The sequence below is a fragment of the Arthrobacter sp. SAFR-179 genome (assembly GCF_059414945.1).
The window spans coordinates 25,037-52,027 of the sequence record NZ_JBPFDM010000007.1 but is presented as its reverse complement, the minus strand read 5'-3'; the positions used below and the strand labels follow the sequence as shown (position 1 = coordinate 52,027).

Sequence of the window (26,991 nt, the reverse complement as noted above, 5' to 3'; positions counted from 1 at the left end):
GCGTGCCCCATCCGGAGCCCGCAGGCCAGGAACGCGGTGCGCCCCGGAACCCGGCCCTCGTGCTGGACCTGGTCAACGGCGCGCAAACCCTCTCCGAATCCCTCGACCTGCTGGTGGCTGCGTCAGCCGGGCATGTGGCCGCCACGGCCGGGATCGACGTCGGCTGCGGCCTGGTGCTGCACCAGCCCAAACGGACGCCTGCCGTTACGGGCACCACCGTTGAAGTGGAGCGCCTGCTGGACTGGGAACGGGACATGGCCGAGGGCCCGGTCACCGACGTGATGTCCGGCGGGCACCCGGTTGCGGTGCTCCAGCGGAACGGGGACTTCCGGTGGCAGAACTACTCCGCACAGCTGCAGCTCTCCGGGTTCGGCAGCGCCCTGGCCGTGCGGCTTCGCCTGGATACTGACCTCCCGGCAGATGACCGGGGCAACGGCAGCAGCGAGCCGGGCCAGTCCGCCGCTGCGCTGGCCTTCTTCGCCCACGACTCCAAAGCCTTCCCGCTGCAGGCCATTGCCGAGGCACGCACGTTCGCGGCACTGGCAACCAAGAGCCTGCAAATGGCAATCAACCTGCACGCCGCCCGCTCGCTGGCCACCGACCTCCGCTCGGCCCTGGACAGCCGCACGTCCATCAACGTTGCCTGCGGCGTGATCATGGCGCAGAACAGATGCTCCTACGAGGAGGCCTTCTCCATCCTCGCAAAGGCGTCGAGCCACCGGAACATCAAGGTGCGCAAGGTGGCAGAAGAGCTGCTGGACCGGCTGCCGGAAGGTGCACCGCGCTCACACTTCGGCCGCTGACGCGGTTCACGGTTGACGCCGGCCCGATTGGGTAGGGGAGAACCAGGACCAAGCAGCGGGAGGGGGCGCACGGATGGAAGGCGAAGAGCCGGACGGCCGGCGTGCCCTCATCAGCGCCCCCAGCTGGCTCGCCGGACCACTCGCCACCCTCCCGGGACTGGCTGCCCATCTTGCAGGTGGGGGCCAGCCGCCCGCAGCCGCCATTGTTGCGGCGCTGGCAGCGTTGCTCAGCCTGGCGGCGGTGGTCCTGGAGCGACTTGCCCTGCGGCGGAACCGGCCGGCGTCGGCGCAGCTTCCCGGCTGGGCAGTCCTGGTGGCGGCCGCTGCCGCGCAGCAATTGCTGCACCTGGCCTTCGCCGCCTTCGCCACGGCCAGTGCCGTCCCGTTGCCGGGCCACGACCATGGCGGGCCGCCCACTCCGGACGCCCCGTCGTCGCCCACCTCCCCGGCAACCCACTCGCTGCACCTGATGCTGTATCTGCATGCCGGCGCGGCGCTCCTTACCGCCGCCACTGTGGTGGGGTGGAACAGGCTCAGCCGGTGGGCCCGGGCACTGCGCCGGAGGCAGGCTCCCGTCAGGACGTGAGCGTGCCCCTGGCGATGCTCACGCTGGAATGCGCCGGGTTGCCGTCCATGGGCTCGTCTGACACATCCACCACCGGGTACTGGGCGAGGTCCAGGCCCGCGGGCACTTGGAAGGTTCCGGACGTGGAGTTCATGACGCCCAGGCTGACCAGCCGGGAAAGGTCCGGGGCGATCAGCCACACCTCCTGGTAGCCCTTGGCCTCATCCTTGTCCAGGTTGATTTCCAGATTGCGGGACCCGTCGCCCGCCGTCACCACCTTGGCCGATCCTGCGGCGGAGTGCTGGGCCAGCGGTGTCAGCTGGGCAGCGGCCAGCTGCTGGGGCTGGGGCGGACGGGTCACCGTCAACACTGCGCCAACAACCACCAGGACGGCTGCCGCGGCAGCTGCCACCCAAGTGCCGGGGCGCTGCCACCAGGTCCGGCGGCGGCGCAGGGGAACCACGTTCGACGGCGGCACGTGCGCAGGTGCCGGCTTAACGGCAGGGGCTGCGGGGGTTTCCTTGGCCGCACCCTCGGCCGCGCCCTTGGCCGAGTCCGGGGACAGCGGATCCTCCCGCACCGACTCGGACAGACCCAGTTCCCGGTGGATTCCAGCCCATACCTGCGGTCCGGGGACGGTCAAGCGGCTGGTGTCAGGGGTTGTCTTCACCGCATCCACGGTGCGGCGCAGGGCGGCGTAGTCGGCGGCGCATTCGGGGCAGGCAGCAAGGTGCTCCCGGCCGGCCGGGTCCTCCCAGCCGTCATAGAGCGCAAGGAGGCTCAACTGTTCCGGATCAAGATGCGGCATGGTCTACCTCCAATCTGCTTCGTAAATGCGACAGGCTCCGGCGGATGTGGCTCTTGACCGTACCAAGGGGAAGGCCCAGCTTGCGTGAAATCTGCTCGTGCGTCAGGTCCTCGTAGAAGGCGAGCTTCATGATGGACCCCTGCGGCTCGCCCAGCCTCTCCAATTCACCGTCCAGGAGCAGCCGGTCCGCCAGCATTTCCGCTGCCTCTGTTCCTGTGCCGGTGTCTTCCCCCATGCCGGCTCCGGCCGCGGCGAAGGCCTTTCGTGCTTCCCGGGCCGCGGCCGAGTGCGCGTCGGTGATGGCGTTCCGCGTGATTCCCACGATCCACGCAGGCAGCCTTGCCACCTGCGGGTTGAAAGTGTTCCGCGAGCGCCAGGCCCGGATGAAGACCTCCTGGGTCACGTCGTCCGCCGCCGCCCTGTCCGGCAGGGAACGCAGGGCCAGGGTGTGCACCAGGGGCGCGAACTCACGGTAGGCCGCTGCCAGCGCGTGCTCATCCCCGGCCAGGAAGGAGTCAGTGAGAGCGTCATCCCACCCGCGGGAAGCGTGCCCGGGAAGCGTCACAGGCAACTCCTTCCCGGCTTCGGCGCACGAGCTACTGGCTGGCCACCAATCATGCAGGAACGGGCTCATAAAGGAACCGGCTCATTCAGGAACTGCGGTGACAATCACATTGTCGCTGTAGTCCATGCGCTCGTCCAGCCATCTGCCGCCGCAGGTAACCAGTTTCAGTTGGTGCGGACCGGACCGGCGGAACAGCGCGCCGCCGTCGAACTTGTCCTTTGCCATCATTTCCACTCCCACCACCCGGTAGGTGAGCGGGGCGGCCCCATCCCGTCCCACCCGGATCAAAGTTCCGGCCGCGAGCGACTTCAGTGCCGAGAACGGCGCCCGGTCGGACTTCGTGTCGATGTGTCCGGCGATGACGGCGGTTCCCTCAGCCGCTCCCGGCGCCGGGCCGAATTTATACCAGGCCGCGCGGTCAAAGGCGTCAGGTATTTCCATTGCTCCCTCCGCGGACACTCCCCCGGCCACCACCGGCATGTTGATGGCGGTGCCCGCCACGGCCAGTGACGTTGGCGCCGGCACCGCCGCGGCGGCCGGCAGAGTGGCAGGCCGGACCGGGATCGGGCTGGTGGAATGGCCGGCAGGACCTGGGGAACCAGCCGGTCCGGTGGGGACAGTTGCGGCTGCCGGACCGCTGGGGGCAGCAGAGCCCTGCGACGGTGGGGAAAGCGGGGGATCGGCAACGATGGTGGCAGCCGTTGATTGGGCCGCCTGCCCGCTTGCGCTGCCGGAACTGCCTGAACCGGTGGAACCGCAGCCGGACAGAATCACCGCCACAGCCACCATCGCTGCTGCCGCCCCACCTGCCGGACGGCGACGGCGGTACTCCGCTGCCAGCGTCGTGCCTGCCTTCATGCCTGCCGCCTCCCTTCCGTTGCTGCTTGTTATTTGGTGTCCGGCGCAGGGGCCCGACCGTGCTGGCCGGGCCCCTGCGTTCGGTCCTTCAACCGGTTTCTGCCCCGGTTACAGCTGCGCCCGCCGGGTGTTGACCGCGCGGGCTGCGCCCACGGCCCCGGCGAGGAGGGCCAGCGCGGCCAGGCCGAATCCGGCAGTGGCAACGGCAGTGCCCGCTCCACCGGCAGCCGCGGAACCGTCAAGGGCACCGGGCACCGATGCCGGTGCGGAATGGAGGCCCTCGATGGTCTGGACGGCGAGTTTCAGGTTCTGGTCGGCCAGGCTGCCCCAGGCGTAGACGATGGTGTGGGTACCTTCGGCCACTGCCACGTCCGCCGGTCCGATCACCGGGGTGGTGGTGCCTGCGGCGGCCACCGCGGCGGGGACGGTGCCGGGATCGAGGGTGAGCGTCTTCTCGTTCGGGTTGGCAAGGTTGGTGATGACGGCGGTGCCGCCTGCCAGGACATCGACGGCGGGGGCAGCGGCCGCGTGCCGGACGGTCAGTTTGCCTTTACCTGCAGGGATTTGGGACACATCGTTGGTGAACAGGCTGGCGGTGGGCTTGCCGTCGGCGCCCAGGTGGGCTGCGGCCGTGTAGTTTCCGTTTGCAGCCAGGTTTACGCTGACCGGTCCAATGGCGGGCGCGGAGGCGTCGGCGGCATCGGCTGCCGTAATGGCGATCTCGTAGGTGCCGGCCGGCAGGGCCAGCGGCCCGGCAAGGGCTCCGGGGGCGAAGTCATCCAGGGTGCGGTCACCGTTGACCCACACATCCACGGTCAGTCCGGGAACACCGTGCAGCACGGACAGCTGGGCGTCCCCGTCTGCTGCGTGGGCCGGACCGGCCAGAGCGATTGCGGCTGCAATGGCTGCTGCACCGGCACCTGCGGTGAAGATTTTGTTGCGCATGTCCATCTCCTTGAACGGCCCGGCTGCCGGGCGTTTTTTGCTGACACTCCTACTACCGGCGCAACCCCGGATTTGGATGCAGAATCATGGAGATATTTTTTGGGCTCCTTGTGCGGGCCGCTAAAGCTGCCGGTTAGGCGGGGGCAGCCGTGCTGGCCCGCAGGATCAGTTCAGGCGGAACGACGGTGGAGCTCACTGCGGCGCCGGACTCGATCTCCTTCAGCATGATGTCCATGCAGCGGCGTCCCAGTTCCTCGAAGTCCTGGCGGACGGTGGTCAGCGGAGGCGTAAAGTACCCCGCCTCCGGCTGGTCGTCGAAGCCCACCACGGAGACGTCGTCGGGCACCCTGACCCCCGCTTCGGTGAAGGCGCGCAGCAGGCCCAGGGCCATCTGGTCATTACCAACGAAGATGGCCGTGGCCGTGCGTCCTGACGCCAGCTTGCGGCCAATGGCGTAGCCGCTGCCCGCGCTCCAGTCCCCTTCCACCAGCAGGGACTCATCCAGTCCGGCCTCCCGGAGGGCAGCACGCCACCCTGCTGCCCGCTCGGCACCGTCCGTCCAGTCAGGGGGGCCGGCGATATGCCCGATCTGGTGGTGGCCCTCCTTGATGAGATGTTCGACGGCGAGCCTGGCGCCCGCCCGCTGGTCCACCATGGCGCCGCTAACGGAAGCGCTGCCGGCCGAACCCACGGCCACCACGGGCACGGGAAGATTCATCTGCTCCAGAACGGCAAGGGTGTCCGAGTGCGGCACCAGCACGGCGATCCCGTCCACGGCCTGGTCCATGAAGTGGCCCACGGCGTTGGAGATGGCATCCCGGTTGACTTCCCGCAGGGCGGCGATACTGACGAAATAGCCGGCGTTGCGGGCTGCGTGTTCAACCCCCAGCAGGGTGTTCGCCGGGCCGTACTGGGAAAGCTCGCTTGCCAGCACGCCAATGGTCTGCGAGCGCCGCGTCACCAGGCTCCGGGCTGCGGTGTTGCGCCGGTATCCCAGCTCGGCAATGGCCGCCTCCACCCTTTCCCGGGTGGCCTTGCTGACGTTGGGGTGGTTGTTCACCACGCGGGACACGGTCTGGTGGGAGACACCTGCCACCTTGGCCACGTCTTCCAGGCGCGGCATCCGGCCCTTGCTGGTTTTTGCCATGAGCCTATTGTGCCTGTTGCAGCCGCTGCGGCCCCCGCCTGGCGGCTCAATGTTGCGGGTCCTGCCGCATCCTTGCGCGGCAGCCGGGCAGTGGGAAGGATGAAGCTGAACCAGCCTTTGCGATGAAGGAGCCGGCGGAATGACCAAGTATCTGATCTCGTTTCTCAGCGGCGCCATGGATATCCCGGACGGCGGCCTGCAGGCAGTGGCGGACGCGGCGCACGCAGTTGTCCAGGAGGCGAAGGACGCCGGCGTTTGGGTTTTCGGCGGCGGCATTGATGAGAGCGTTCCACCCGTGATGGTCGACGGCGACGGTACGGTCAGCCAGGGCACCTATCCCCAGACGGCGCAGATCGAAGGCGGCTACACGGTGCTGGAGCTGCCCACCTACGAAGCGGCGCTGCACTGGGCCGCGAAGATCGCTGCGGCCTGCCGCTGTGCCCAGGAAGTGCGGGCCTTCCAATACGATCCCGCCAGCTGACCCCGGCAAGCGCGTGAACCAGGCAAGCCGGTGAAACCGGCAGGAGCAGTGGACCTGGAGTATCCGTTCACAGGCCCTTGGCTGGTGCAGAATTCACCGGCGAACCGCGTACCCAGCCACGGCACACAGCTCTTCGCCACGGGCCACGCCATCGATTTCACCCCGGTGGACGGGAACGGGCGGTCTGCACCAATCACGTTTGTGGCGCTGTTCCGGCCCCAGCCGACGGAACAGTTCGTGGGGTTCGGCAGGGCCGTGACGGCTCCCGTCTCCGGGATTGTGCAGGCCGCCCATGACGGGGAGCCGGACCACGCCGCCTACCGCGGCTTTCCGTCCATCGGATACGCAGCGGCGCAGGCCAAACGGCTGCGGGAGGGGTGGCCGGCGCTTGCAGGCAACCACGTGATCATCGAGGGCAGTGGTGTCTTCATCGCCCTGTGCCATTTGAAGCGTGGGAGCCTGTGCGTGCGGCCGGGCCAGTTGGTTAATTGCGGGGATCCGGTGGGACGGTGCGGCAATTCCGGCAACAGCACGGAACCTCATCTGCATGTGCAGGCAATGGATTCGGCGGATCCCGGACGGGCTTCCGCCGTTCCCATCGCATTCCGGGGCGGCCTGCGCGCAACGGAAGTATTGTTCACGCCTGAGTCCGGAAAGCAGGGACTTAAATGGAACGGGTCCGCCGGCTTTCGCGGCGGACCCTCACGGTTCCTGCGGGTGGGCCCTGTGGGGCTCGAACCCACGACCCACGGATTAAAAGTCCGATGCTCTACCAACTGAGCTAAAGGCCCCTGCCGCCCGGTCAAACACGCTGTGTCCGTCCGTCCGGCCCAATCCATTTCTGGACGTTAATACTCTAACCCATGGTTCCGGCGTCTTCGCACAAGGCCAATGGGCCGTCGTCGTGCACTGACAACCCCCGTCAAACGCCCTTCAGCGGCACGTGCAACGGGCGCTGCAGATGCTCGATTTCCGCGTCCGCACAGGAGTAGCGTGGGGGGCATGAGCGAGCAAGCAGGAACCAGTCCATACGGCGGCAGCAACCGGCACCATAAGCCCAAGCCCTTCGCCCCGATGGATTTCGAGCCCTTCGCCGGCGGGGCCGATCCCGCCCGCGTCTCGGAGGCCGCCCACCTTGCCGCGCAGGCCCTGGTCCGGCATGGCCGGGACAGCGATGATCCTGTCGTCACCCAACGCCTGGTGAAGCTCGCCGACGAGCAGGGCCTGGAAGCCATCGCCGAGATGTGGGCCGAGAGCCCCGCCCGTTCCCTTCCCGGCGCCCTGTGGCGGCTCTATGCGCTGCGCGCTGCCACGGTCCAGGATCCCGAACGCATCTCCGTATACTTCCGGGCGGGCCGGGACACCGCGCAGGTTTCCAACGTGGTGGCCGGCGCTGCTGAGCCGCCGGGTGCAGAGGAAATGCGCACCATGGCCGATGCCATCCTTTCCGGGGCGTTCGACGGCGATTTCGACGTCGCGCTGGAACGGTCCGCCGCCTTCTGCCGGGTGGTGGCGCTCGGCCAGGCCACGCTTGCCGACGGCGCGGAGCACGCCAACGAGGCCCACGCCAGCAAGCTGACCCGCAATTCCCACCAGTTGGTCAAGACGGCCGAGGACCTGGAGCACGCCGCCAACGCGTGGCGCCTGGGCGAGCTGGACTGAGCTTCCCTGGCCGAATTTTTTTCGCTGGCTGGGGCCGCTTCGCCGGCCGGGTTGCCTGCTGAACTGGGCTTCCTTGCTGGAGCCGCTGCGGGCCCCGGCGGATCCATTTTCCGGGACGGATAAGGCCCCGCTGTCAAGATTGACTTGGGCCGGGTGAAGTAGAAGACTGAAACCGGTGCCGAGCCGCGAAACCCCCGGGCTTCAACAATTAGCCGCCTAGAGCGGCCTACCGCCGAGAGGCGTATCCGGTTCGGCACCATTTTTCTGCCCTCTTCCCGGGGCCAATTCAGAGGCTGCTGTAATGGGCCGGTAGAGTAGGCGACAGTTGCCCGCCGGAGTCAAGTCACACGGCAGCAACCCCCGCCTTGATAAGTCCCCGGAGACCGGTAAACACGTGAAGCTGCGCCTTTTTCCCCAGGAGCCCGAAGGGCTGAACCTGCTCTCGCAGATGGCACAACAGATCGTGCTGGCCACCGCCACCCTGGCCGAGATCCTTGGCGTACCGGCGGACGAGCACGGGAACCTCGTGGAGGACATGCACAACCTCGAGGCCAAATCCGCCGAACTGCATTTCGCCCTGCTGACCCACATGCGCACCAGCTTCGTGAACCCGCTCCCCCGCGAGGACATGTACGCCCTGTCCCGGTACCTCAACGAGGCGATGGAGAAGATGGATGCCGCCGCGGAACTGGTGGCCCTGTACAAGCTGGACCGCCTGCCCAAGCGGGCCGCGGACCAGCTGGAGATCATCAGCCGGCAGGCCGAGCTGACGGTGGACGCCATGTGCAGGCTCAACAACCTTGATGACCTCGAGGACTACTGGATCGAGATCCTGCGCCTGGCCAAGCGTGCCGAGCGGACCCACCGGGTGTGGGTGGCGGACATGATCGCGGACATGAAATGGGCGCAGTACTCCCGCAACCGGGACATCGCCAACCAGCTGGTGGAGGTCACCAAGGACATGCGCCGGGTGGCTACCCAGGTAGGCAGCATCATCGTCAAGGAATCCTGAGGTGGCGGCAGTCATCTTCGCCGCGGTAGTCCTGCTGGCGGCGGCGTTTGCCTTCCTCAACGGCTTCCGCGATGCGTCCAACTCCGTTGCCCTGGCCGTGCGGAACCGGGCCCTTACCCCCAGCGTGGGCGTGCTCCTTGCCGCGTTCTTCAACTTCATCGGCGCCCTCCTCAGCGCCCTGCTCGCCGTCGCGGCCAGCCAGACCTGGATCAGCCTTCCCGCCGGTCCCGACGGACTCGCCATCCTGGTGGCCGGGCTGGCGAGCGCCTGCGCCTGGGGCCTGCTGATGTGGCGGCGCGGCATTCCCGCATCCTCCACCCATGCCCTGGTGGGCGGCCTCGCCGGCGCCGGCCTTGCCAGCCTGGCGATTGGCGGGCCGGGGGTTGCCGGGGTGGACCAGTCGCTGCTGTTCCAGGTGGTGCTGCCGCTGGTGCTGTCCCCGCTCGTGGCCTACAGCGGCTCCTTCCTGCTGGTCTATCCGGCCACGTGGGTGGCCCGCTACACGCAACCCAATGTGGTGAACCAGCGCTTCCGCCGTGGCCAGGCCGTCGCAGCCGGAGCCGTTGCCTTCGGCCACGGCCTGCAGGACGGGCAGCGCGTCAGCGCAGTGCTGCTGCTGGCCCTCCTGGCGGCAGGCTATTCCGACGGCGGGATCCCCCTTTGGGTGGCAGGGCTCTCCGCAGTGATGATGACGGCCGGGACACTCCTCGGAGGATGGCGGATCTCGCACACCATCGGATACAAAATCACCAGGATCGATCCGCTGCGCGGATCTGTGGCCCAGACGTTCAGCGCACTGATGCTTTTTGTGGGCGCCATCGGGCTCCATTGGCCGCTCTCCACCACCCACACCGTCACTGCGGGCGCCCTCGGGGCAGGGGAAAACCAGCACTTTTCGGTGACGAACCGCAAACTGGTCATCCGAATCCTGTGGCTCTGGGCCCTGACTCCCCTGGCGACCTGCGGCCTGGCCTTCGTGCTCGCACTGGCCCTCTCCCCCATCGCTGTCTAGCCGGCACCCGTCCAGCCCGCAACGGGTGGGCCTGCCCGCTGTGGCCGCGCCCTTGCTGAACGCGCGTACTGAAGGGCGAAACTCCCCTGTACAGGGGCACGGACGTGACGTAGATTCGAAAAAATGGGTCCTGGGCAACGTTGCCGGGAACCGGCGTCCGGGCCTCGTGCAGGGCTGCGGATAAGCGCCGCTGCAGCAACACGGCGGCTTGGATGCACAACGCGGAAAAGGCAGGCGTCATGTCTTCCTCGTATTCCCGGCGCCCCCTTCCACAGCCACGGCAACTTCAGTGCGAGGCCTGCGGAACCGGGCACCAGCTGACCATCCACGCCATCACGGCCATTGGCGCCGCCGGTGGGGACCTCGTGACCGTCTCCTACACCTGCAATGACTGCAACCTCTTCCAGGAACACAGCGCCTTCGCCGCCGACGTCGCGGCCGCCCTGAACCAGGTCCGCTGGATGGCCAAGGTGATCCTCTTTGGCGATGAGTACATCCACTGCGGTTATCCAATGGAGGAAGCGGAGCACGAGGTTGAGCGGCTTTGCTACCGAACCAGCACCACGGGCAGCGGCCTCAACGCGGTGTCGCTGCCCACCCGGGTCCTGCGCTGCCACTGCGGATTCCAGCTGGAAATCCCTGAGTGACCACGGCAGGAGGTTCCGTGCATGTCCCTGCGCAGCGAGCGGGCACCTCAGTGCGCAGGGGCAGTCCCCGCACAGTGAGCTCCGTTATTGGCGCGGGCTCCTGTCCGGTGAGGCAGGCACTGGTCAGAGCTGGATGACCCCCGGGCCGCCGGATGCGGGCATCAGGACGGCTGTGAGCTCGTCGGTCGTCAGGTTCGCGGCGGTGCAGAGCTCTTCACGCGCCACTCCCGCAGCGGAGGCATTTCGGACCGCCTGGCGCAGGGACTCCTGGGCGCTGTCCAGTTCCCACTGCATGCTTTCAAGGTGCGAACTGGTGCGCCACACCTCCGACAGGGCATCGCCCTCTTCCTCAATAGCCGCTGCAGCCAGCCCGAGGGCTGGTTCGAGCTCCTGGACAAGGGGAACGGCGGCAATGGGGACGGCACTGAGCGGGATGGCGGCAAGGGGTTCGCCGGCAAGGGGGCCAGCGACGCCGGCAATACCCTGTACCTCCGGCAGGAAATCCTGCACTTTCGCTTCCTGTGCAGCTGCATCCTGCGCGGGCACGGAAACCGTAAGCTGGGGGCTGCTGGCCGTCTGCGTCATGGCAAAACTCCTTGTGCTGGCTTACTACTAGTTCTGTAAGTATCTGGCTGAGCGTACTAAGTCGGCCAGTAGATCGCCAACGGGGGCGATGCCTACCCGAAACGGCCAGAGACGTAGTCCTCAGTGGCCTTCTGGACCGGGTTGCTGAAGATGGTGTGGGTGTCCCCATATTCGATCAGCTTGCCCGGCTTGCCGGTGCCCGCGATGTTGAAGAATGCCGTCCTGTCGGAGACGCGGGCGGCCTGCTGCATGTTGTGGGTCACGATCACCACCGTGTACTGGTCCTTGAGCTCATTGATCAGGTCCTCAATGGCCAAGGTGGAGATGGGGTCCAGGGCGGAGCAGGGCTCGTCCATGAGGATCACCTGGGGCTCCACGGCGATGGCGCGGGCAATGCAGAGCCGCTGCTGCTGGCCGCCGGAAAGGCCGGAACCTGGCTTCTCCAGCCGGTCCTTGACTTCGTTCCACAGGTTGGCGCCCTTGAGCGAGCGCTCCACCAGGACGTCGGCCTCACCCTTGGAGATCTTCTTGTTGTTCAGCTTGACGCCGGCCAGCACGTTGTCCCGGATGGACATGGTGGGGAACGGGTTGGGGCGCTGGAACACCATGCCGATCTGCGAGCGCACGGTCACGGGATCCACGCCGGGGCCGTAGAGGTTATCGCCGTCCAGGAGGACCTCACCTTCAACCCGGGCGCCGGGGATGACCTCGTGCATGCGGTTCAAGGTGCGGAGGAAGGTGGACTTTCCGCAACCGGAGGGTCCGATGAACGCGGTAACGGACTTGGCCTCGATGTTGATGCTGACGTCCTCCACGGCAAGGAAATCGCCGTAGTACACGTTCAGGTCCTTGACGTCGATGCGCTTAGACATGGTGTTCCTTCACTTGCTGGGTATGGATTGAAGTCTAGGAGCCGCCGCGGGAAGGCGGAAGGCGGGTACGGCCTGGTTTCAGGGCGCCCTGGTCAGCGGCCGGTCTTGGGGGCGAAGATCCTGGCGATCAGGCGGGCCACCAGGTTCAGGACCATCACCAGGATGATCAGCACCAGCGCCGCGCCCCATGCCCGCTGCGAGGAGGGGTCCGGGTTGGAGGGCGAGGTGGGGTTGAGGATCTGGGTGTAGATGAACGTGGGCAGCGAAGCCATCCAGCCGCCGAACACGTTCGAGTTGATGCTGGTGGCAAAGCCGGCGGTGACCAGGATGGGCGCCGTCTCGCCGATGACCCGGGCGATCGCCAGGGTGACGCCGGACGCAATGCCTGAAATCGCCGTCGGAATAACCACCTTGAGGATGGTCCGCCACTTGCGCACGCCCAGGGCGTAGGCGGCCTCGCGGAGTTCGTTGGGGACGATCTTGAGCATTTCCTCGCTGGAACGGACCACCACGGGGATCATCAGCACCGAAAGCGCGACGGCGGCCACGGCACCGGTCTTGGTGCCCGGACCCACCACCGCGAAGAAGAACGCGGCAGCGAACAGGCCAGCCACGATGGAAGGGATTCCGGTCATGACATCCACGAAGAACGTGATGGCCTTGGCCAGGCGGCCGTCGTTGCCATACTCCACCAGGTAGATGGCCGTGAGCAGCCCCACGGGAACGGAGATCACGGTGGCAAGCAGCGTGATCTGCACGGTGCCCAGGAGGGCGTGGTAGATGCCGCCCATTACCGGACCGCCGCTCTCCACAGCTTTGTTGTCGAAGGCGCCCGTCACGCCGTTCATTGAGGTGGTGAGGAATCCGGGGTCCAGGAGCCCGGGGATGCCGTTGACCAGCACGGTCCAGATCACCGAAACCAGGGGCAGCAGCGCCACCAGGAACGAACCCACCACCAGGCAGGTGGCCAGTTTGTCCTTGGCCTTGCGGGAGCCTTCCACGGCAGCGCTCCAGGACACCAGTCCCACCGCGAACAGGATGGCGGAGACCACTCCCCAGCCGAACGGGTTGAAACCCACCAGGGCAAGGATGGCGGCGCCGATGATCAGGGCGGCAGCAAGTACGGCATAGGGTGCGTACTTGGGCAGCTGGCCCTTGGTGAGCGCCGACCGCTTGCTGCGGACGGGGGTAAGGGTGGAGGTCATTTAGTTGGCTCCCGAAAATTCTTTGTGCCGGGTGATGACCCAGCGGGCGATCATGTTCACGGCCAGGGTAATGATGAACAGCACCAGGCCGGCGGCGATCAGCGTGCTGACCTTGAGGCCGCTGGCTTCGGGGAAGTTCAGGGCAATCTCGGCAGCGATGGTCTGGTTGCCGGACTGGATCAGGCTTGCGGTCAGGGCACCGGAGGAGAGCACCAGGGCAACGGCCATGGTTTCGCCCAGCGCGCGGCCCAGGCCCAGCATGACGGCGCTGATGATGCCCGGACGGGCGAAGGGCAGCACCGCCATCTTGATCATTTCCCAGCGGGTGGCGCCCAGCGCCAGTGCGGCTTCTTCATGCAGCTTGGGGGTCTGCAGGAAAATTTCCCGGGACAGCGAGGTGATGATCGGCAGGACCATGACCGCCAGGACGATGCCCGCGGTGAGGATGGTCTTGCCGGTGGTGGAGGCGGGCCCCTGGAAGATGGGGAGCCAGCCCATGTTGGCCGCGAGCCAGCCGTAGGCCGGCGAAATCTCCTTGGCCAGGAACGCGGCACCCCAGGCGCCGTAGACCACGGACGGGATGGCGGCGAGCAGGTCCACCACGTAGCCGAGTCCGGAGGCCAGGCCGCGCGGTGCGAAGTGCGAGATGAACAGCGCCACGCCAATGGCGATGGGGGTGGCGATTACCAGTGCAATGGCAGCGGCGATGAGCGTACCGATGACGATTGGCCAGATGTAGGCAAAGAAGCCCTGGCCGCCCTGGATTTTGTCGGCGGGCGCGGTGAGCGCGGGAATTGCCTGGACGACCAGGAAGAGTGCGACGCCGAACAGGACGGCGAGGATCAGGCACCCGGCGGCCAGCGTGGCGCCGGAGAAGACTTTGTCCCCGGCGCGCCCGGCGCCCTGGGTACTGGTCAAGGGGGTGGCGGTCATTCGACGGCCCTTCGATTCGTTTTGCTGGACTGGGGATGCGGGTGCAAAGCCAAGTTCCCCGCACTGCCTTCCGGCAGGCGGGGAACCCGGTTTACGGCACTGGCTAGGACTTGACCTTGATCGAGTCGATGGCCTTGGCAGCCTTGGCTGCCAAGTCGGAGGACAGCGGAGCGGACTTGGCCGACTCTGCTGCGGCCTTCTGGCCTTCAGCCGAAACTACGTAGTGCTCGAAGCCCTTGACCAGGTCGACGGTCTCCTGCTTGTCGTAGGTGGTGCACAGGATGTGGAAGGACACCAGGACGATCGGGTAGGCGCCGGCGATGGTGGTCTTGCGGTCCAGCTTGATGGAGAGGTCGTTGGCGGCGCGGCCTTCAACCGGCTTGCCTGCGTCCACGGCCTTGGCAGCGGCGTCGGCGGAGATCTTGGTGAAGGAATCGCCCACCTTGATCTGTGCCACGCCCAGCTTGCCGCTCACGGCGGAGTCATCAGCGTAGGTCACGGCACCGGGGGTGTCCGTCACGGTCTTGACCACTCCGGAGGTTCCCTTGGCGTTTTCACCCTGGAGGCTGGCAGGCCAGATGCCGGCGGCCTTGTCGGTCCAGACGTCGGAGGCCGCGGCGGCCAGGTAGTCGGTGAAGTTCTGGGTGGTGCCCGAGTCGTCGGAGCGGTTCACCGGGGTGACCTTGAGATCAGGAAGGGAGACGCCCGCGTTCAGGGCTGCGATGGCGGGGTCGTTCCACTTGGCGATCTGGCCGCGGAAGATCTTGGCCACGGTGGTGGCGTCCAGCTTCAGGTCGGTGACGCCGGGGACGTTGAAGGCAACGGCGATCGGGGAGATGTACACCGGGACGTTGAGGGCGCCGTCGGGGCCGCAAACGGACTTGGAGGACGCGTATTCGTCATCCTTCAGGTAGGCGTCCGAGCCGGCGAACTGGGCCGAGCCGTCCAGGATGGCCTTGCGGCCTGCGCCGGAGCCGTCCGGGGAGTACTGCACGGTGGCGCCGGAGTTGGCGGAAGCGAAGTTGGTCTTCCAGGCGTCCATGGCGGCGCCCTGGGCGGAGGACCCGATGCCGGTCAGGGTACCGGTGACCTTGGTGCCGCCGGCGGACTGGCTGCCGGCAGGCGCGGTGCCCGTGGCGTTGTCTGAACCGCAGGCGCTGAGCGCGAGTGCGCCGGCTGCGATGACAGCGATAGCCGCGTGGCGGCCGAAGCGAAGTGCCTTCACTAGATGTACCCCTTCCAGGGTTATTCAGGTGCGGGACAGGGACGGAGAACCCTGCTGCGCGATGCGTACGTTGTGTACCTTCAAGTAAGTTATGGGCCGCAGGTAACGGGATGGGCGGTACAAAGTGAACGGAGGATTAACGACGGCGGGATATTGGCTGACAAATGCCGGGTCACCATTGCGCCGATCACATGTCCGGCCGTAGTGGCCTTCGCCGGGTGCTCCACCGCCACTGAATAGACTTGAACCCATGGCCATCCCCTCAGGACTTTCAGCAAGCAGGCGGTTCCTGCGCAGCCGCGTCCGGACCGGGTTGATCCGCAGCCGCAACTCCTTCGTCCCCGCCATCCAGATGACAGTCTGCGCGGTGGGCGCCTACGCATTCGCGGAGAAGATCCTTGGCCACCACGGGCCGCTGTTCGCCGCTACCTCCTCGCTGATCGCGCTCGGATTTTCCCGGGAGCCGCGGTTGCGGCGCGTCATGGAAGTCGGCCTGGGCTGCACCATCGGCATCGCCGTGGGTGACCTGCTCCTGCACTGGCTGGGCGGCGACATCTGGGTGGCCGCCGTCGTTCTTCTCTTCTCCATCCTGCTGGCGCGGTTCCTGGACAGCGGAAACATCTTCACCACCCAGCTGGCCCTGCAGTCGCTGCTGGTGGTGCTGCTCCCCGCGCCCGCGGGCGGCCCGTTCACCCGCAGCATCGACGCCGTGGTGGGTGGGCTTTTCGCGCTGCTGGTGACCATCCTCATGCCCAAGGATCCGCGCCGGGAGCCGCGACGCGACGTCCAGAAACTGCTGCATGAACTGGCGGAAGTACTGCGGGAGTGCGCCGGGGCCCTGGTCAACAGCGACTCCACGCAGGCCTGGCACGCGCTGATCCGTGGCCGGAACTGCCAGCCCCTGGTGGACACCATGCGCCAGTCCCTGCGCGCCTCCGGCGAAGTGGCCACCCTGGCACCTGCCTACCGCCGGCACCGGGATGAGCTGGACAGGCTCAAGCAGTCGCTGGACTTCATCGACCTTGCGCTGCGCAACAGCCGCGTATTTGCGCGGCGGCTGACCAGCGCCATCAACCACGCCGCCCTCTCGGACGAGGCGACGGACAGCATTGCGGAGGTGCTGCAGGAGACCGCTGCCGCGATTGACGAGCTTTCGCTGGGCCTTGCGGAATCGCACGACGGCGTCCGCCGCGCCCACCTGCGCACTGCCCGGCGCGACCTGAGCGAGATCGCCCTGCGCCTGCACCCCAAGCTGCTGGAGGTGCAGCGGCTGGAGGGTGAAACGGTGGTGATGCTGTTCCGGCCCCTGATGGTGGACCTGCTGGAAGCTACGGGCATGGACGCGGACGAAGCCAGGGACGTGCTGCCCGCACTGTAGGCGCCCAATGTCAGTGGCCGCCACTAGGGTTGAACGCATGGCAACAAAGACTTCCCGGGCCTCCAAGGCGCCCGCATACAAATGCGCCGAATGCGGCTGGACCACTGTCAAATGGGTGGGCCGCTGCGGCGAATGCCAGGCATGGGGCACGGTTGAGGAAACAGGCACGGCGGTGGCGCGGACCACGGCGGCCACAACAGTCGTAGAGCCGGCCCGCCGGATCGCAGACGTGGACGCCACCACTGCGGCGTTCCTGCCTACCGGGGTGGCCGAACTGGACCGGGTACTGGGCGGCGGACTGGTTCCCGGCGCCGTCATCCTGCTGGCCGGCGAGCCCGGGGTGGGCAAGTCCACCCTGCTCCTGGACGTTGCCGCCAAGTTCGCACGGACTGCCCAGGACGTCCTCTATGTCACCGGCGAAGAGTCGGCCGCCCAGGTGAAGCTGCGGGCGGAGCGGATCGATGCCGTCGCCGAATCGCTGTACCTTTCCGCGGAGACGGACCTCGGGCAGGCGCTGGGGCAGGTGGAGAAGATCGAACCCCGGCTGCTGATCGTGGACTCAGTGCAGACCCTCAGCAGCGCGGACGTTGACGGCAGCGCCGGCGGCGTGTCCCAGGTCCGTGAAGTGGCTGCATCCATCATTGCCGCAGCCAAGCGCCGGAACATGACCACCCTGCTGGTGGGCCACGTCACCAAGGACGGTTCCATCGCCGGGCCGCGGCTGCTGGAACACCTGGTGGACGTAGTGTGCCAGTTCGAGGGCGAGCGGCATTCCAGGCTGCGGCTGCTCAGGGCCGTCAAGAACCGGTACGGTCCCACGGACGACGTGGGCTGCTTCGACCTGAATGAGAACGGCATTGAGGGACTGGCCGATCCCAGCGGGCTTTTTGTCAGCCGCACCAAGGAGCCGGTTTCCGGAACCTGCATCACGGTCACCATGGAGGGCCGACGCCCCCTGCTGGCGGAGGTGCAGTCACTGCTCGCCGAAAGCCCCAACTCACAGCCCCGGCGGGCCACCAGCGGGCTGGACAGTTCACGCGTATCCATGCTCCTTGCCGTGCTGCAGCAACGGGCGGGGACCCTTCTGCACAAGGATGATTCCTATGTTGCCACCGTGGGCGGCGTGAAACTCAGTGAACCGGCCACGGACCTCGCCGTGGCCCTCGCCGTCGCCTCGGCCAAGGCCCGCAAGCCCCTGCCCATCCGGCTGATTGCCTTTGGCGAGGTGGGGCTCGCCGGGGAGGTCCGGCCGGTCCCGGGCATCAACCAGCGCATCCAGGAGGCGCACCGGCTGGGATTCACCCACGCCGTGGTTCCAGCCAGCCACACCGGACCGGGCCCGGTTCCGGCAGGCTTCTCGGTCCGCGAAGTTGAGCACCTGACCGAAGCGCTCAGCCTTCTAATCGGCTAGCAGAAGGGGCTCGCCAGGGCACGCGCCCGCAAAGCCCTTGCCGCTGACGCACTCCCGGCGGGTACTGTTGGTGCCAGGCCGTCCTGCAAACGGCGGCTTTTGGTTTCTGCGCTGGGGGAAGCTTGGCAATCAAAGAACAGCAGGCCACTGCCGAAGGTGCGGGCCGCGAACGCAGGGTGCCGGCTGAGCCGGTAGTGTCGGACCGTCTTGACGGACTGTTCGGAAGCCTCAGCGCCCGTAAGCGCGTAGTGGCAAGCCAACTGCCCGTGACGTTGACCGTTGCACTGGTGGTGGCGGCCGCGGCGGTCTTCAGCCCGGAGACGTTCACCAACAGGCTGTTCCTGGCGGCGCTGCTGTTCCACCTGGCAATCGCCGCAGCGTCCATTGCCGTGCCGTGGGGCCGGCTCCCTGCACCGGCGTTCGTCGTCATCCCGCTTCTGGATTGCCTGGCCATCGGGTTCACCCGGGAGGCGGGCGGACCACCCTTCAGCGTCCTCAGCATGATGCTGGTGTTCCCCGTCATCTGGCTCTCCGCCCACGTCCGGCCGTACATGCCTGTCCTGGGCATTGCGGGGGCGGTCCTCAGCACTGTTGTCCCCGCCGCTGTCCGCGGCTCGTCGACGGTGGGCGGATCGATGATCCGCACCCTTATCCTGCCCCTGGTCCTGTCGATCATCGCGGTGACAGCACATGTGGTGGCCACCACCATCCGCCGCCACCGGACCCGGCTGATTGAAAACGAGCAGGCCCTGTTCCGCACACTCCGTGAAAGCATCCGCCGGCAGGCACTGCTCGACGCTGTGCTCAAGGCCGTTGGAGTGGGCGTTTGGGTGGTGGATGCCAAAGGGAACACCGTGCTGGCCAACAGGGCCATGCAGGTGGACCCCGCCCTTGCCGGCGTCGTTGATCCCGCCACCGGGCAGGCATGCCTCAGGTCGGCCGACCGCTCCACTCCCGTGCCGGCAAACCTGCTTCCCGCTGCCCGCGCTGCAGCGGGGGAAGCATTTGCCGATGAGTTGTACTGGGCCGGTCCGATAGAGCGCCAACGGGCCTATTCCGTAAGTTCCCACAGCTTCCCTCCTGCGGGCGGGCAGGAAGGGGGCTCCGTCATCACGTTTGTGGACGTCACCAGCCTGATCGCTGCGATGGCGGCAAAGGACCGCTTCGTTGCCACTGTTTCCCACGAGCTGCGCACCCCGTTGACATCCATCCTCGGCTACCTGGAACTGATCCTGGACGAACCCGGGCACGAGGAGATCCGCGAGGAGCTCCTGGTGGTGCGCCGGAACGCGGAACACCTGCTGGGCCTCGTCAATGACCTCATTGCGGTGGCCTCAGAACGCGTGGACCTCTCGCTGGAGAAGGCTGACCTTTCCCGGCTGGTGGCACTGGAGGTGGACGCAGCCAGTCCCAAGGCTGCCGGTCACGGACTGCAGTTGGTGTTGGATGCGGAGGAGCCGCTGCCCGCCATGATGGATCCGGAACGGATCGCCCAAGTGGTCCGGAACCTGCTCTCGAATGCCATCAAATACTCCCCTAACGGCGGCCTGATCACCGTCAGGGCCTTCAGGACAGGGGCGGGCGTGGCCTGCTCGGTCACCGACACCGGCACGGGGATGACCAGGGACGAACAGGACCAGGCCTTCACCAAGTTCTTCCGTTCGGAACGCTCGCGTGAGACAGCCATTCCGGGTGCCGGCCTGGGCCTGCCGGTCAGCAAGACCATTGTTGAGGGCCACGGTGGATCAATCAGCCTGGACAGTGGGCCCGGTGGCGGTACCAGGGCCACTTTCATCCTGCCGGAATCCTGACAGGGATCCGGGAGGTTCCGGACTGCCCCGTGAAGCAGGGGTGCCCCTGCCAGCGCTCAGGAAGCCGTACCGGCCAGCCATGTGGAGACGTCGCTGCGCAGCACCAGGAGGGGGCCGCCGGTGGCGCTCACGTTGCCGTTCACCACGTAATAGCCGCGGCCGGAACCCGCTCCCCCGGCTGCCCGGTCCAGGGCGTCCACCAAATGCCGCGGCAGGTGGCCCTGGGGACCAATGCTGCGGAGCTCATCGACTTCTTCCGGCGTAAGCCGTCCCAAAACCTCGGCAATGTTGGCCATGAGTGGTCCCGTCCCTTCGACCAGGGTGCCAGGCAGAGTGCCTGGCAGAGTGCCTGAAGGAATAACCTAAAGCAGGGCCGTGAACTCCGCGTTAACGGCGGACGGCAACTTCGCTTCCTGTTGAAACTGGCTTCTTGGAGGATCAATGCCCATTCGCAGCGCCGGCGTCCTGCTGTACCGCCAGGACCCGGCCGCCCCCGCCGGTGCCCGGGACGGGCTTCAGGTGTGGATCGCACATATGGGCGGGCCGTTCTGGGCCCGCAAGGACGCCCACGCCTGGTCAATCCCAAAGGGTGAATACAACGATGGCGAGGATCCACGCACTGCCGCACTTCGCGAATTCGCCGAGGAAATGGGCACCCCTGCCCCCGAGGCCGAATACCGGCTGCTTGGCGAGTTCCGGCAACCCTCGGGAAAGCTGATCACGGTCTTCGCGGCGCAAGTGGATTTCGCCCCCGCCGTGATCAGCAGCAACACCTTTGCGCTGGAATGGCCCAAGGGGTCCGGCAGGATCCAGCACTACCCCGAAATTGATGACGCCCGCTGGTTCCCCGAGCAGGAGGCGCGGCGCAAACTCGTGAAAGGCCAGTTGCCAATCCTTGACGCACTCGTCAAGGACGGGCAACTGAGGTGAGGGACCGTTTGCTCCGAAATCGCCGGAACGGTGCCGGGACGCTGTAACGTTCCGGCGTCCCGGCACCGTTCCGGCGTTCTGGCTGAAGTCAGGCGCCCGTGATCACCAAAGCCACGCTGTGGCCACCAAAACCGAAGGCGTTCACCAGCCCGGCCGGGGCGTAACCCGGGGGAAGCTGGTGGGCGCCTTCGGTGAGGACGTTAAGGTCCACTTCCGGGTCCAGCGCCTCCACGTTCAGCGTCCCCGGCACCTTGCCGGTCCGCAGGGCTTCAACCACCACGACGGCGGCCAGGGCGCCCGCGCCGCCCAGCAGGTGTCCGGTATGCCCCTTGGTGGAAGTGACCGGTACGTCGCTGCCGAAGACCGCGTTGATGGACTGGCCTTCAAGCCGGTCCCCCACGGGAGTGGAGGTGGCATGTGCGTGGACGAATCCGATGTCCGCAGGCTGCATGCCCGCCGAATCCAGGGCCTTCTGCATGACCCGCCGCTGCATGGCGGGATCTGCGGCCACGATGTCATTTGCGTCGGAGGTTACGGCCCCCCCGGCAACGGCCCCAAGCACGGCGGCGCCACGGGCACGGGCGTGCTCCTCGCTCTCAAGCACCACCACCCCGGCGCCCTCCGCGAGCACAAAGCCGTCCCGGCCGCCGTCGAACGGCCGCGAGGCAAGCTGGGGATCACCCGGACGGGTGGAGAGGGCACGGATCTGCGAAAAGCCGCTGATCACCAGGTCATTCACGGAGGCATCCACACCGCCGGCAATCACGACGTCGGCAGCACCGGCGCGGATCATCTCGGCTGCCTGGACAATCGCCTCAGCCCCGGAAGCGCAGGCGCTGACAGGCGTCCGGGCGCCGCCACGGGCACCCAGGTCCATGGATACCCACGCGGCCGGGCCGTTGACCATGAGCCGGGTGAGGGTATGCGGCGAGACCTTGCGGGGGCCTGACTGTCCCAGCACGCGGTCCTGCTCGAGCGTGGAACCCAGGCCGCCATACGCGGAGCCGATCACCACGGCGAACCGCTCCGGGTCCACCTCCGGGGCGCCGGCCTGTGTCCACGCCTCCCGTGCCGCAATCAGCGCGAACTGGCCGCACCGGTCCATCCGCTTCATCTCGCGGGTGCTGAGGTGCTCCGAGAGGTCCGCCCTGACCTGCCCGGCGATCCTGACCGGCAGCTGCTCCGCCCAGTCGTGCTCCAGCGCCGCAATCCCGGAACGCCCGTCAAGCAGGGCCTCCCAGGTTTCCTTGGTGTTGGAACCCAGGGGATTGATGGTGCCCACACCGGTGATCAGTGCGCGGGGTTGGATTTCAGCCATGGGGCCCTACTTTGCGGGGTTGTGCGTGCCGATGGGCACGAGGGTAAGGTCCGGGTGGTTCTTCTCGATCCGGCGCAGCGCCCAAACGTCGTTGAACAAAGCCAGGTATTCGCCGTCGGACCGCAACAGCACCTCCGCGCCGATGACGTTGGCCAGCGCAGGCATGGCTTCCGCCGTCGAAATCCTGGCCAGCGAGTAGGGCAGGCGTTCCAGGCGCATGGGTGCACTGAAGTCGTGCGCCATGCGGTCCTCCACCACCTCGAACTGCATGGGTCCGACGGCGGCAAGCACCGGCGCCTGGTCACCGCGGACATCGGAGCGGAGCACCTGGATGACGCCCTCGTGCTCCAGCTGTTCGATTCCGCGGCGGAACTGCTTGAACTTGCTGGGGTCCTTGGACCGGGCCACCTGGAAATGTTCGGGGGCGAACAGCGGGATGGCCGGGTATTCCACCGGGTCCTCAAGGAACAGGCTGTCGCCGACTCGCAGGGAGGAGGCGTTGACCAGGCCAACAACGTCACCGGGGTAGGCCTCGTCGATGACTTCGCGTTCGCGGCCGAACACCTGCTGGGCGTACTTGGTGGCGAAGGACTTGCCGGTGCGGGTCTGGGTGACCACCATGCCGCGCTCAAAGACCCCCGAGCAGACACGGATGAAGGCCACGTGGTCGCGGTGGGCCTTGTTCATGCCGGCCTGGACCTTGAAGACGAAGCCGGAGAACGGCGACTCAACGGGCCGCGGGGTGCCGTCCACGTCGGGGCGGGGCGCCGCCGGCGGCGCGAAGTCCACCAGCGCGTCCAGCAGTTCCTTGACGCCGAAGTTCAGGGCGGCGGAGCTGAACAGGATGGGGGTGGCCTTGCCGGCGTGGAAGGCGTCGACGTCGAACTCCAGGTTGGACTCGATCACCAGTCCGGCCTCGTCCACGGCGTCGGACCAGTTGCTGCCCTGGCTTTCCGCGGCTTCCTCCGGGGTGAAGTACTCGGTGAGCGCGATCTGGGCGCCTGCGTTGTTGCGCTGGAACCTGGCGAAGCGGTCATTGCGGAGGTCCCAAACGCCGCGGAAATCGCCGGATATCCCAACGGCCCAGGTCAGCGGCATGGGCTGCAGCCCGGTCCGCTCGGTGATTTCGTCCATCAGCGCCAGCGCGTCCAGGCCGGGACGGTCCCACTTGTTGATGACGGTGATGATGGGCAGGTTCCGCTGCTTGCAGACCTCGAACAGCTTCATGGTCTGGGTTTCCAGGCCCTTGGCGGCGTCCACCAGCATCACCGCGCAGTCGACGGCGGCCAGCACCCGGTACGTGTCCTCGGAGAAGTCGGCGTGGCCGGGGGTGTCCAGGAGGTTGATCACGGTGTCGCGGTAGGAGAACTGCAGGGCCGCGGAGCTGATGGAGATGCCGCGGTCCTTTTCCATCTGCATCCAGTCGGAGACCGTCTCCTTGCGGTTGGCCTTGCCGCTGGAGGCGCCGGCGGTTCCGATGACCTTTGCGTGCAGGGCCAAGGCCTCGGTGAGCGTGGACTTGCCGGCGTCCGGGTGCGAGATGACAGCAAAGGTCCTGCGGCGGCCGGCCTCTTTGTGGATACCGGAGATCCGGGCGGGGGTCAGGACATCTTGGGACACGGTGTTACCTTCGCTGCGGTTGTGGCTGCCCTGGGGCCTTTCGGGTATTGCGCTGCGACTCGAGGGCGGGGAATGTCATTGGCAAACGGCCAAAGTACAAGTTTATCGCAGGGCTGCAAACGGGACCGGTCCGGCTTAACGCGGGCGAAACCGGGTGTTCAAAGCAGTGAAATGCGGGCCGGTTAGCTTGGGCGCATGATGCATGGCGCCACCTTCACCGGCAACCTCTTCTTCGACCCCCTCGCCACCAACCTGGCAACGAATGTGCCCGCCAACGCCCCGGCGGGCCTTGGCGCGCCAACCCAGGCACCGGCGTCGGCCCTTCCCTCAGGACCGTCCCGGAAACGCGGAGTGCAGACAGCGGCTGAGCACAAGGCCCTCCGGGCTGCATCGCTTTCCAAAGTCAGCCGGGACCTGGAACGGATGCTTCGGGACCTGGGACGCTGAAGCCCCCGGGCGGGGGCAACATCCGGCAGGCGCCGGCAGCACGCCGGTGGGGGCATGATGTGTTCATGCGCAGCATCGAGTTGGTCTTTGACGACGCCACGGACTCACTCGTCAGGGCCGACTGGGCGCGGCTCGCGGCAGCGGGCCTCCCCAGCCTTGCCGCCCATACTTCCGCCAGCAACAGCCCGCACATCACGCTTGCCGCCGGCCCGGACGTGGTTGCCGCCGACGAAGGCCCCTGGGAAGGGTTGCCCATCGATGTCATCTTCTCCGGGGCGATCGTCTTTCCCGCCGGTACCGGAAGATATGTCCTTGCCCGGTCCGTTCTGTTGACCTCACCCCTGCTGGACCTGCACCGCCTCCTCCACCAGGGCCTGTCCGGGGCACTGCCGCAGACCTGTCCGGGGGCCTGGACACCGCACGTCACCATCTCCCGGCGGATTCCCGCGCATCAACTCGGAACTGCATTGGACCTGCTGGCCCTGCGCCTCGAAGGCCGCTGCACAGGCGCGCGGATCTGGGACAGCAGCACCAAAACGGTCACGCCCCTGGGACCGTCCGGCTGACCACCACCTCAGCGCCAGGCATCAAACGGGTCGAAAGTACCCACCCGGCCAGCCGCCCAAAGCCCGTTTTCCCGGCCGTTCGGGGCACCCCCTAATGGGGCACTTTGGGGCTTGACCGTGCGGAAGTTGAGTTTCTTGCCCCTATCATTGAGCTTGCGGGAATCAGTGCACTTTTTGATCCTGCCGGCAAACTGCGGACGCCGGCATTCCTGCGGGCGGCGGTCCGCATCTTTGAAGGGAAACACCTATGGCGCGGAGCCCCGAAGAATCGCTGAGGGCCACTCTGGGCAGGGTTGCACCCGGAACGCCCCTCCGCGACGGCCTGGAACGGATCCTCCGCGGACGCACCGGCGCTCTGATCGTCCTGGGTTCGGACCGCACCATCGATTCCATCTGCTCCGGCGGATTTGATATCGGGATCGAATTCTCCCCCACCCGCCTGCGCGAACTGGCCAAGATGGACGGCGCCATCATCTGCGACAAGGACGCGGGCAACATCCTGCGGGCCGCAGTCCAGCTGGTCCCGGACTCAAGCATCGAAACGCAGGAGTCCGGCACCCGCCACCGTACGGCGGAGCGGGTGGCCAAGCAGACCGGGGCCCCCGTCATCTCCGTGAGCCAGTCCATGCAGATCATTGCCCTGTACGTAAACGGGTTGCGGCATGTCCTGGAGGGATCCGAGAACGTCCTGGCCCGCGCCAACCAGGCCCTTGCCACCCTGGAGCGCTACGTGGCCCGCCTGGACCAGGTCACCAGTTCGCTCTCGGCCCTGGAAATCGAGGCCATGGTGACCGTGCGCGACGTTGCGGTCACCCTGCAGCGGCAGGAAATGGTCCGCCGTATTTCGGAGGAAATCTCGCAGTACGTCCTGGAACTGGGCGACGACGGCCGGCTCCTCTCCCTCCAGCTGGACGAGCTTACCGTGGGACGCGGCCCGGGCAGTGACGTGATCATCCGCGACTACGCCAGCCCCGATGCGTCCGCGGAGGACATCGAAAAGGCCGTCAATGAACTCGTCAGCCTGGGGCCAACGGAGCTGATCGACCTCGGCAAGATTTCGTCAATCGTGGGATTTGCGGGCGGTGAAGTAAACCTCGATGCCGTGGTGCAGCCCCGTGGCTACCGGCTGCTGTCCGGCCTGAAGGCTGTTCCAAAGGCCGTGGCGGACCGCCTGGTGGACCACTTCGGCGGCCTGCAGTTCCTGATGGCAGCCACCATCGATGACCTCATGACCGTCGACGGCATCGGCGACCAGCGCGCCCGGACAGTTGCGTGAGGGGCTCAGCCGGATGGCCGAGGCAAGCCTCCTGGACCGCTTCCTCTAAACCAGATTCACCCTTCCCCGGCGAACCCCGCAGGCTTCTTCCCTATCAAGCATCCCCGCGCTTCCCCCATCGATTGCTGAGCAGGTGCCGTTTTCAGCCCCGAAAACGACAGTTACTCAGCAATCGATGCAGGGTGGGGGTCAGTTCAGCTGAAAGACGGCCTTGGGGCTGGCCCGTGAACCCAGCTTGGCGGTGAAGATGTAGTAGGCGCCACCGCCGCCAGGCGCTGCAGAGACTGCCTTGCAGCCCTCGGCACTGCGGTTCCGGTTCCACGGGAAGTTCGCGGTTTCGCTGGCGCCGGGGGCAATCACCTTCACCAGGTCTTCGCTGGAGGCCTGGCAGTCCTTTGAAGAGAAGATCCGGTCGGAGCCGCTGGTGACCAGGAATTCCATCTGCGAGGTTCCGATGTTGACTTCACAGGGGACGCTGCCGCCATTGGTCACCTTCAGTGTCAGCATCGGGTTTTCTCCCGGGCCATAAGCGGGTTTGTCAGTGGACGCCGAAACAGTCACCTGGTTCTGGTTGCACGAAGGGGTGGCAGAGGCAGTGGGCGACGGCGTCGCGGACGTGGTTGCCGACGCCGGGCCGGAAGGAGTGGCGGCAGCAGACGGACTTGCGGAGGCGGACGGGGCGGCCGTGCCGCCTGGAGAAGGCTGCGTGGAGGACGCCTGCTGCGAATCGCCCTTGAAAGCTCCCGCCAGGGCAAAACCGCTGACCACAAGCGCAAGCACCAGCAGCAGCGCCGCGCCGACAACCAGGCGACGGCGGCGGTACACAGCAGGGCTGGGCTTCCGGACGCTGCTGGAACCGGATGCCGTGCCGCGTGCTGCTGAATCGCCTTGCCTGCCCATCCTCCTAGG

27 protein-coding genes, 1 tRNA gene and 2 pseudogenes are annotated in these 26,991 nt (G+C 66.9%); 15 read left to right on the top strand and 15 right to left on the bottom strand.

Going from position 1 to position 26,991, the window contains the following annotated elements; all coding sequences use genetic code 11:
* Positions 1-2 precede the first annotated feature (2 nt).
* Together ACR65K_RS12620 and ACR65K_RS12615 are read left to right on the top strand one after the other, a co-directional pair.
* A complete protein-coding gene (locus ACR65K_RS12620; protein WP_056337674.1) occupies positions 3-803 on the top strand; it encodes a GAF and ANTAR domain-containing protein in 801 nt (266 codons plus the stop codon).
* Positions 804-876: 73 nt separating this feature from the next.
* Positions 877-1,389, top strand: coding sequence for a hypothetical protein (locus ACR65K_RS12615; RefSeq protein ID WP_056337671.1), 513 nt, complete (start codon positions 877-879; stop codon positions 1,387-1,389).
* On the opposite strand, the gene ACR65K_RS12610 is transcribed toward ACR65K_RS12615, so the two are convergent.
* From ACR65K_RS12610 to ACR65K_RS12590, 5 genes are all read right to left on the bottom strand, one after another.
* Entirely contained in the window at positions 1,379-2,176 is a 798-nt protein-coding gene (locus tag ACR65K_RS12610; RefSeq protein WP_440153148.1) for an anti-sigma factor, read from the bottom strand. The two genes, ACR65K_RS12615 and ACR65K_RS12610, sit on opposite strands and share 11 nt — an antisense overlap.
* The gene (locus ACR65K_RS12605) at positions 2,163-2,741 is read right to left on the bottom strand and encodes an RNA polymerase sigma factor (protein WP_056337667.1); all 579 of its coding nucleotides are present in this window, start codon (positions 2,739-2,741) and stop codon (positions 2,163-2,165) included. Before ACR65K_RS12605 ends, ACR65K_RS12610 begins: the two co-directional genes overlap by 14 nt.
* A gap of 81 nt (positions 2,742-2,822) precedes the next feature.
* Complete coding sequence (locus ACR65K_RS12600; protein WP_440153146.1) at positions 2,823-3,599, bottom strand: class F sortase; 777 nt, start codon at positions 3,597-3,599, stop codon at positions 2,823-2,825.
* Positions 3,600-3,707: 108 nt separating this feature from the next.
* Positions 3,708-4,544 (bottom strand): DUF4397 domain-containing protein, encoded by an 837-nt coding sequence (locus ACR65K_RS12595; protein WP_440153144.1) that lies wholly within the window; start codon positions 4,542-4,544, stop codon positions 3,708-3,710.
* 133 nt (positions 4,545-4,677) lie between these two features.
* Positions 4,678-5,691 carry a LacI family DNA-binding transcriptional regulator gene (locus ACR65K_RS12590; protein ID WP_440153142.1) on the bottom strand — a complete coding sequence of 338 codons (1,014 nt, stop codon included), beginning with the start codon at positions 5,689-5,691 and terminating at the stop codon, positions 4,678-4,680.
* A 139-nt stretch (positions 5,692-5,830) separates the two neighbouring features.
* On the opposite strand from ACR65K_RS12590, the gene ACR65K_RS12585 reads away from it, so the two are divergent.
* Both ACR65K_RS12585 and ACR65K_RS12580 read left to right on the top strand, forming a co-directional pair.
* The gene (locus ACR65K_RS12585; protein WP_440153140.1) at positions 5,831-6,172 is read left to right on the top strand and encodes a YciI family protein; all 342 of its coding nucleotides are present in this window, start codon (positions 5,831-5,833) and stop codon (positions 6,170-6,172) included.
* Positions 6,173-6,202: 30 nt separating this feature from the next.
* Positions 6,203-6,676, top strand: a pseudogene (locus ACR65K_RS12580) (M23 family peptidase); the annotation flags it as partial.
* Positions 6,677-6,890: 214 nt separating this feature from the next.
* On the opposite strand, the gene ACR65K_RS12575 reads toward ACR65K_RS12580, so the two are convergent.
* Positions 6,891-6,963 (bottom strand) — tRNA-Lys (locus tag ACR65K_RS12575).
* Between the two features lie 211 nt (positions 6,964-7,174).
* On the opposite strand from ACR65K_RS12575, the gene ACR65K_RS12570 reads away from it, so the two are divergent.
* The 4 genes from ACR65K_RS12570 (at position 7,175) to ACR65K_RS12555 (ending at position 10,505) form a co-directional block, all read left to right on the top strand.
* Complete coding sequence (locus tag ACR65K_RS12570; protein ID WP_056337650.1) at positions 7,175-7,834, top strand: hypothetical protein; 660 nt, start codon at positions 7,175-7,177, stop codon at positions 7,832-7,834.
* Positions 7,835-8,228: 394 nt separating this feature from the next.
* Complete coding sequence (locus ACR65K_RS12565) at positions 8,229-8,846, top strand: DUF47 domain-containing protein (protein WP_056337647.1); 618 nt, start codon at positions 8,229-8,231, stop codon at positions 8,844-8,846.
* Position 8,847: 1 nt separating this feature from the next.
* A complete protein-coding gene (locus tag ACR65K_RS12560) occupies positions 8,848-9,858 on the top strand; it encodes an inorganic phosphate transporter (RefSeq protein WP_440153138.1) in 1,011 nt (336 codons plus the stop codon).
* Between the two features lie 239 nt (positions 9,859-10,097).
* Positions 10,098-10,505, top strand: coding sequence for a hypothetical protein (locus ACR65K_RS12555; RefSeq protein WP_440153137.1), 408 nt, complete (start codon positions 10,098-10,100; stop codon positions 10,503-10,505).
* Positions 10,506-10,628: 123 nt separating this feature from the next.
* Here the strand turns inward: ACR65K_RS12555 and ACR65K_RS12550 are convergent, their stop codons facing one another.
* From ACR65K_RS12550 to pstS, 5 genes are all read right to left on the bottom strand, one after another.
* Positions 10,629-11,090 (bottom strand): hypothetical protein, encoded by a 462-nt coding sequence (locus ACR65K_RS12550; protein ID WP_440153135.1) that lies wholly within the window; start codon positions 11,088-11,090, stop codon positions 10,629-10,631.
* Positions 11,091-11,182: 92 nt separating this feature from the next.
* Positions 11,183-11,962, bottom strand: coding sequence for a phosphate ABC transporter ATP-binding protein PstB (gene pstB / locus ACR65K_RS12545; protein ID WP_018770927.1), 780 nt, complete (start codon positions 11,960-11,962; stop codon positions 11,183-11,185).
* A gap of 92 nt (positions 11,963-12,054) precedes the next feature.
* Positions 12,055-13,167, bottom strand: a complete 1,113-nt coding sequence (pstA, locus tag ACR65K_RS12540; RefSeq protein ID WP_440153133.1) for a phosphate ABC transporter permease PstA — start codon at positions 13,165-13,167, stop codon at positions 12,055-12,057.
* Positions 13,168-14,100 carry a phosphate ABC transporter permease subunit PstC gene (gene pstC, locus ACR65K_RS12535; RefSeq protein ID WP_056337635.1) on the bottom strand — a complete coding sequence of 311 codons (933 nt, stop codon included), beginning with the start codon at positions 14,098-14,100 and terminating at the stop codon, positions 13,168-13,170.
* Positions 14,101-14,203: 103 nt separating this feature from the next.
* The gene (gene pstS / locus ACR65K_RS12530) at positions 14,204-15,325 is read right to left on the bottom strand and encodes a phosphate ABC transporter substrate-binding protein PstS (protein ID WP_056337631.1); all 1,122 of its coding nucleotides are present in this window, start codon (positions 15,323-15,325) and stop codon (positions 14,204-14,206) included.
* 250 nt (positions 15,326-15,575) lie between these two features.
* Between pstS and ACR65K_RS12525 the strand changes: the two genes are divergently transcribed.
* The 3 genes from ACR65K_RS12525 to ACR65K_RS12515 all read left to right on the top strand — a co-directional run bounded on the left by ACR65K_RS12525 (position 15,576) and on the right by ACR65K_RS12515 (position 19,925).
* Positions 15,576-16,703 (top strand): FUSC family protein, encoded by a 1,128-nt coding sequence (locus tag ACR65K_RS12525; RefSeq protein WP_056337629.1) that lies wholly within the window; start codon positions 15,576-15,578, stop codon positions 16,701-16,703.
* Positions 16,704-16,740: 37 nt separating this feature from the next.
* Positions 16,741-18,114: a DNA repair protein RadA gene (gene radA, locus ACR65K_RS12520; RefSeq protein WP_440153130.1), complete on the top strand. Its 1,374-nt coding sequence runs from the start codon at positions 16,741-16,743 to the stop codon at positions 18,112-18,114.
* A 122-nt stretch (positions 18,115-18,236) separates the two neighbouring features.
* Positions 18,237-19,925, top strand: a complete 1,689-nt coding sequence (locus ACR65K_RS12515; RefSeq protein WP_440153129.1) for a sensor histidine kinase — start codon at positions 18,237-18,239, stop codon at positions 19,923-19,925.
* A 56-nt stretch (positions 19,926-19,981) separates the two neighbouring features.
* Here ACR65K_RS12515 and ACR65K_RS12510 read toward each other — a convergent pair whose 3' ends face one another.
* Positions 19,982-20,221, bottom strand: a complete 240-nt coding sequence (locus ACR65K_RS12510) for a hypothetical protein (RefSeq protein ID WP_056337621.1) — start codon at positions 20,219-20,221, stop codon at positions 19,982-19,984.
* A gap of 145 nt (positions 20,222-20,366) precedes the next feature.
* Between ACR65K_RS12510 and ACR65K_RS12505 the strand changes: the two genes are divergently transcribed.
* Positions 20,367-20,855 (top strand): NUDIX hydrolase, encoded by a 489-nt coding sequence (locus ACR65K_RS12505; RefSeq protein ID WP_440153127.1) that lies wholly within the window; start codon positions 20,367-20,369, stop codon positions 20,853-20,855.
* Positions 20,856-20,943: 88 nt separating this feature from the next.
* Here ACR65K_RS12505 and ACR65K_RS12500 read toward each other — a convergent pair whose 3' ends face one another.
* Both ACR65K_RS12500 and ACR65K_RS12495 read right to left on the bottom strand, forming a co-directional pair.
* Positions 20,944-22,173, bottom strand: coding sequence for a beta-ketoacyl-[acyl-carrier-protein] synthase family protein (locus tag ACR65K_RS12500; protein WP_440153125.1), 1,230 nt, complete (start codon positions 22,171-22,173; stop codon positions 20,944-20,946).
* 6 nt (positions 22,174-22,179) lie between these two features.
* Positions 22,180-23,793 (bottom strand): peptide chain release factor 3, encoded by a 1,614-nt coding sequence (locus ACR65K_RS12495; protein WP_440153123.1) that lies wholly within the window; start codon positions 23,791-23,793, stop codon positions 22,180-22,182.
* Positions 23,794-23,988: 195 nt separating this feature from the next.
* Between ACR65K_RS12495 and ACR65K_RS12490 the strand changes: the two genes are divergently transcribed.
* From ACR65K_RS12490 to disA, 3 genes and pseudogenes are all read left to right on the top strand, one after another.
* A complete protein-coding gene (locus tag ACR65K_RS12490; protein ID WP_440153121.1) occupies positions 23,989-24,240 on the top strand; it encodes a hypothetical protein in 252 nt (83 codons plus the stop codon).
* Between the two features lie 65 nt (positions 24,241-24,305).
* A complete protein-coding gene (locus tag ACR65K_RS12485) occupies positions 24,306-24,806 on the top strand; it encodes a 2'-5' RNA ligase family protein (RefSeq protein WP_440153120.1) in 501 nt (166 codons plus the stop codon).
* Positions 24,807-25,053: 247 nt separating this feature from the next.
* Positions 25,054-26,131: pseudogene (disA, locus tag ACR65K_RS12480) on the top strand (DNA integrity scanning diadenylate cyclase DisA).
* A 140-nt stretch (positions 26,132-26,271) separates the two neighbouring features.
* Here the strand turns inward: disA and ACR65K_RS12475 are convergent.
* Positions 26,272-26,982, bottom strand: coding sequence for a hypothetical protein (locus ACR65K_RS12475; RefSeq protein WP_440153118.1), 711 nt, complete (start codon positions 26,980-26,982; stop codon positions 26,272-26,274).
* Between the last annotated feature and the right edge of the window lie 9 nt (positions 26,983-26,991).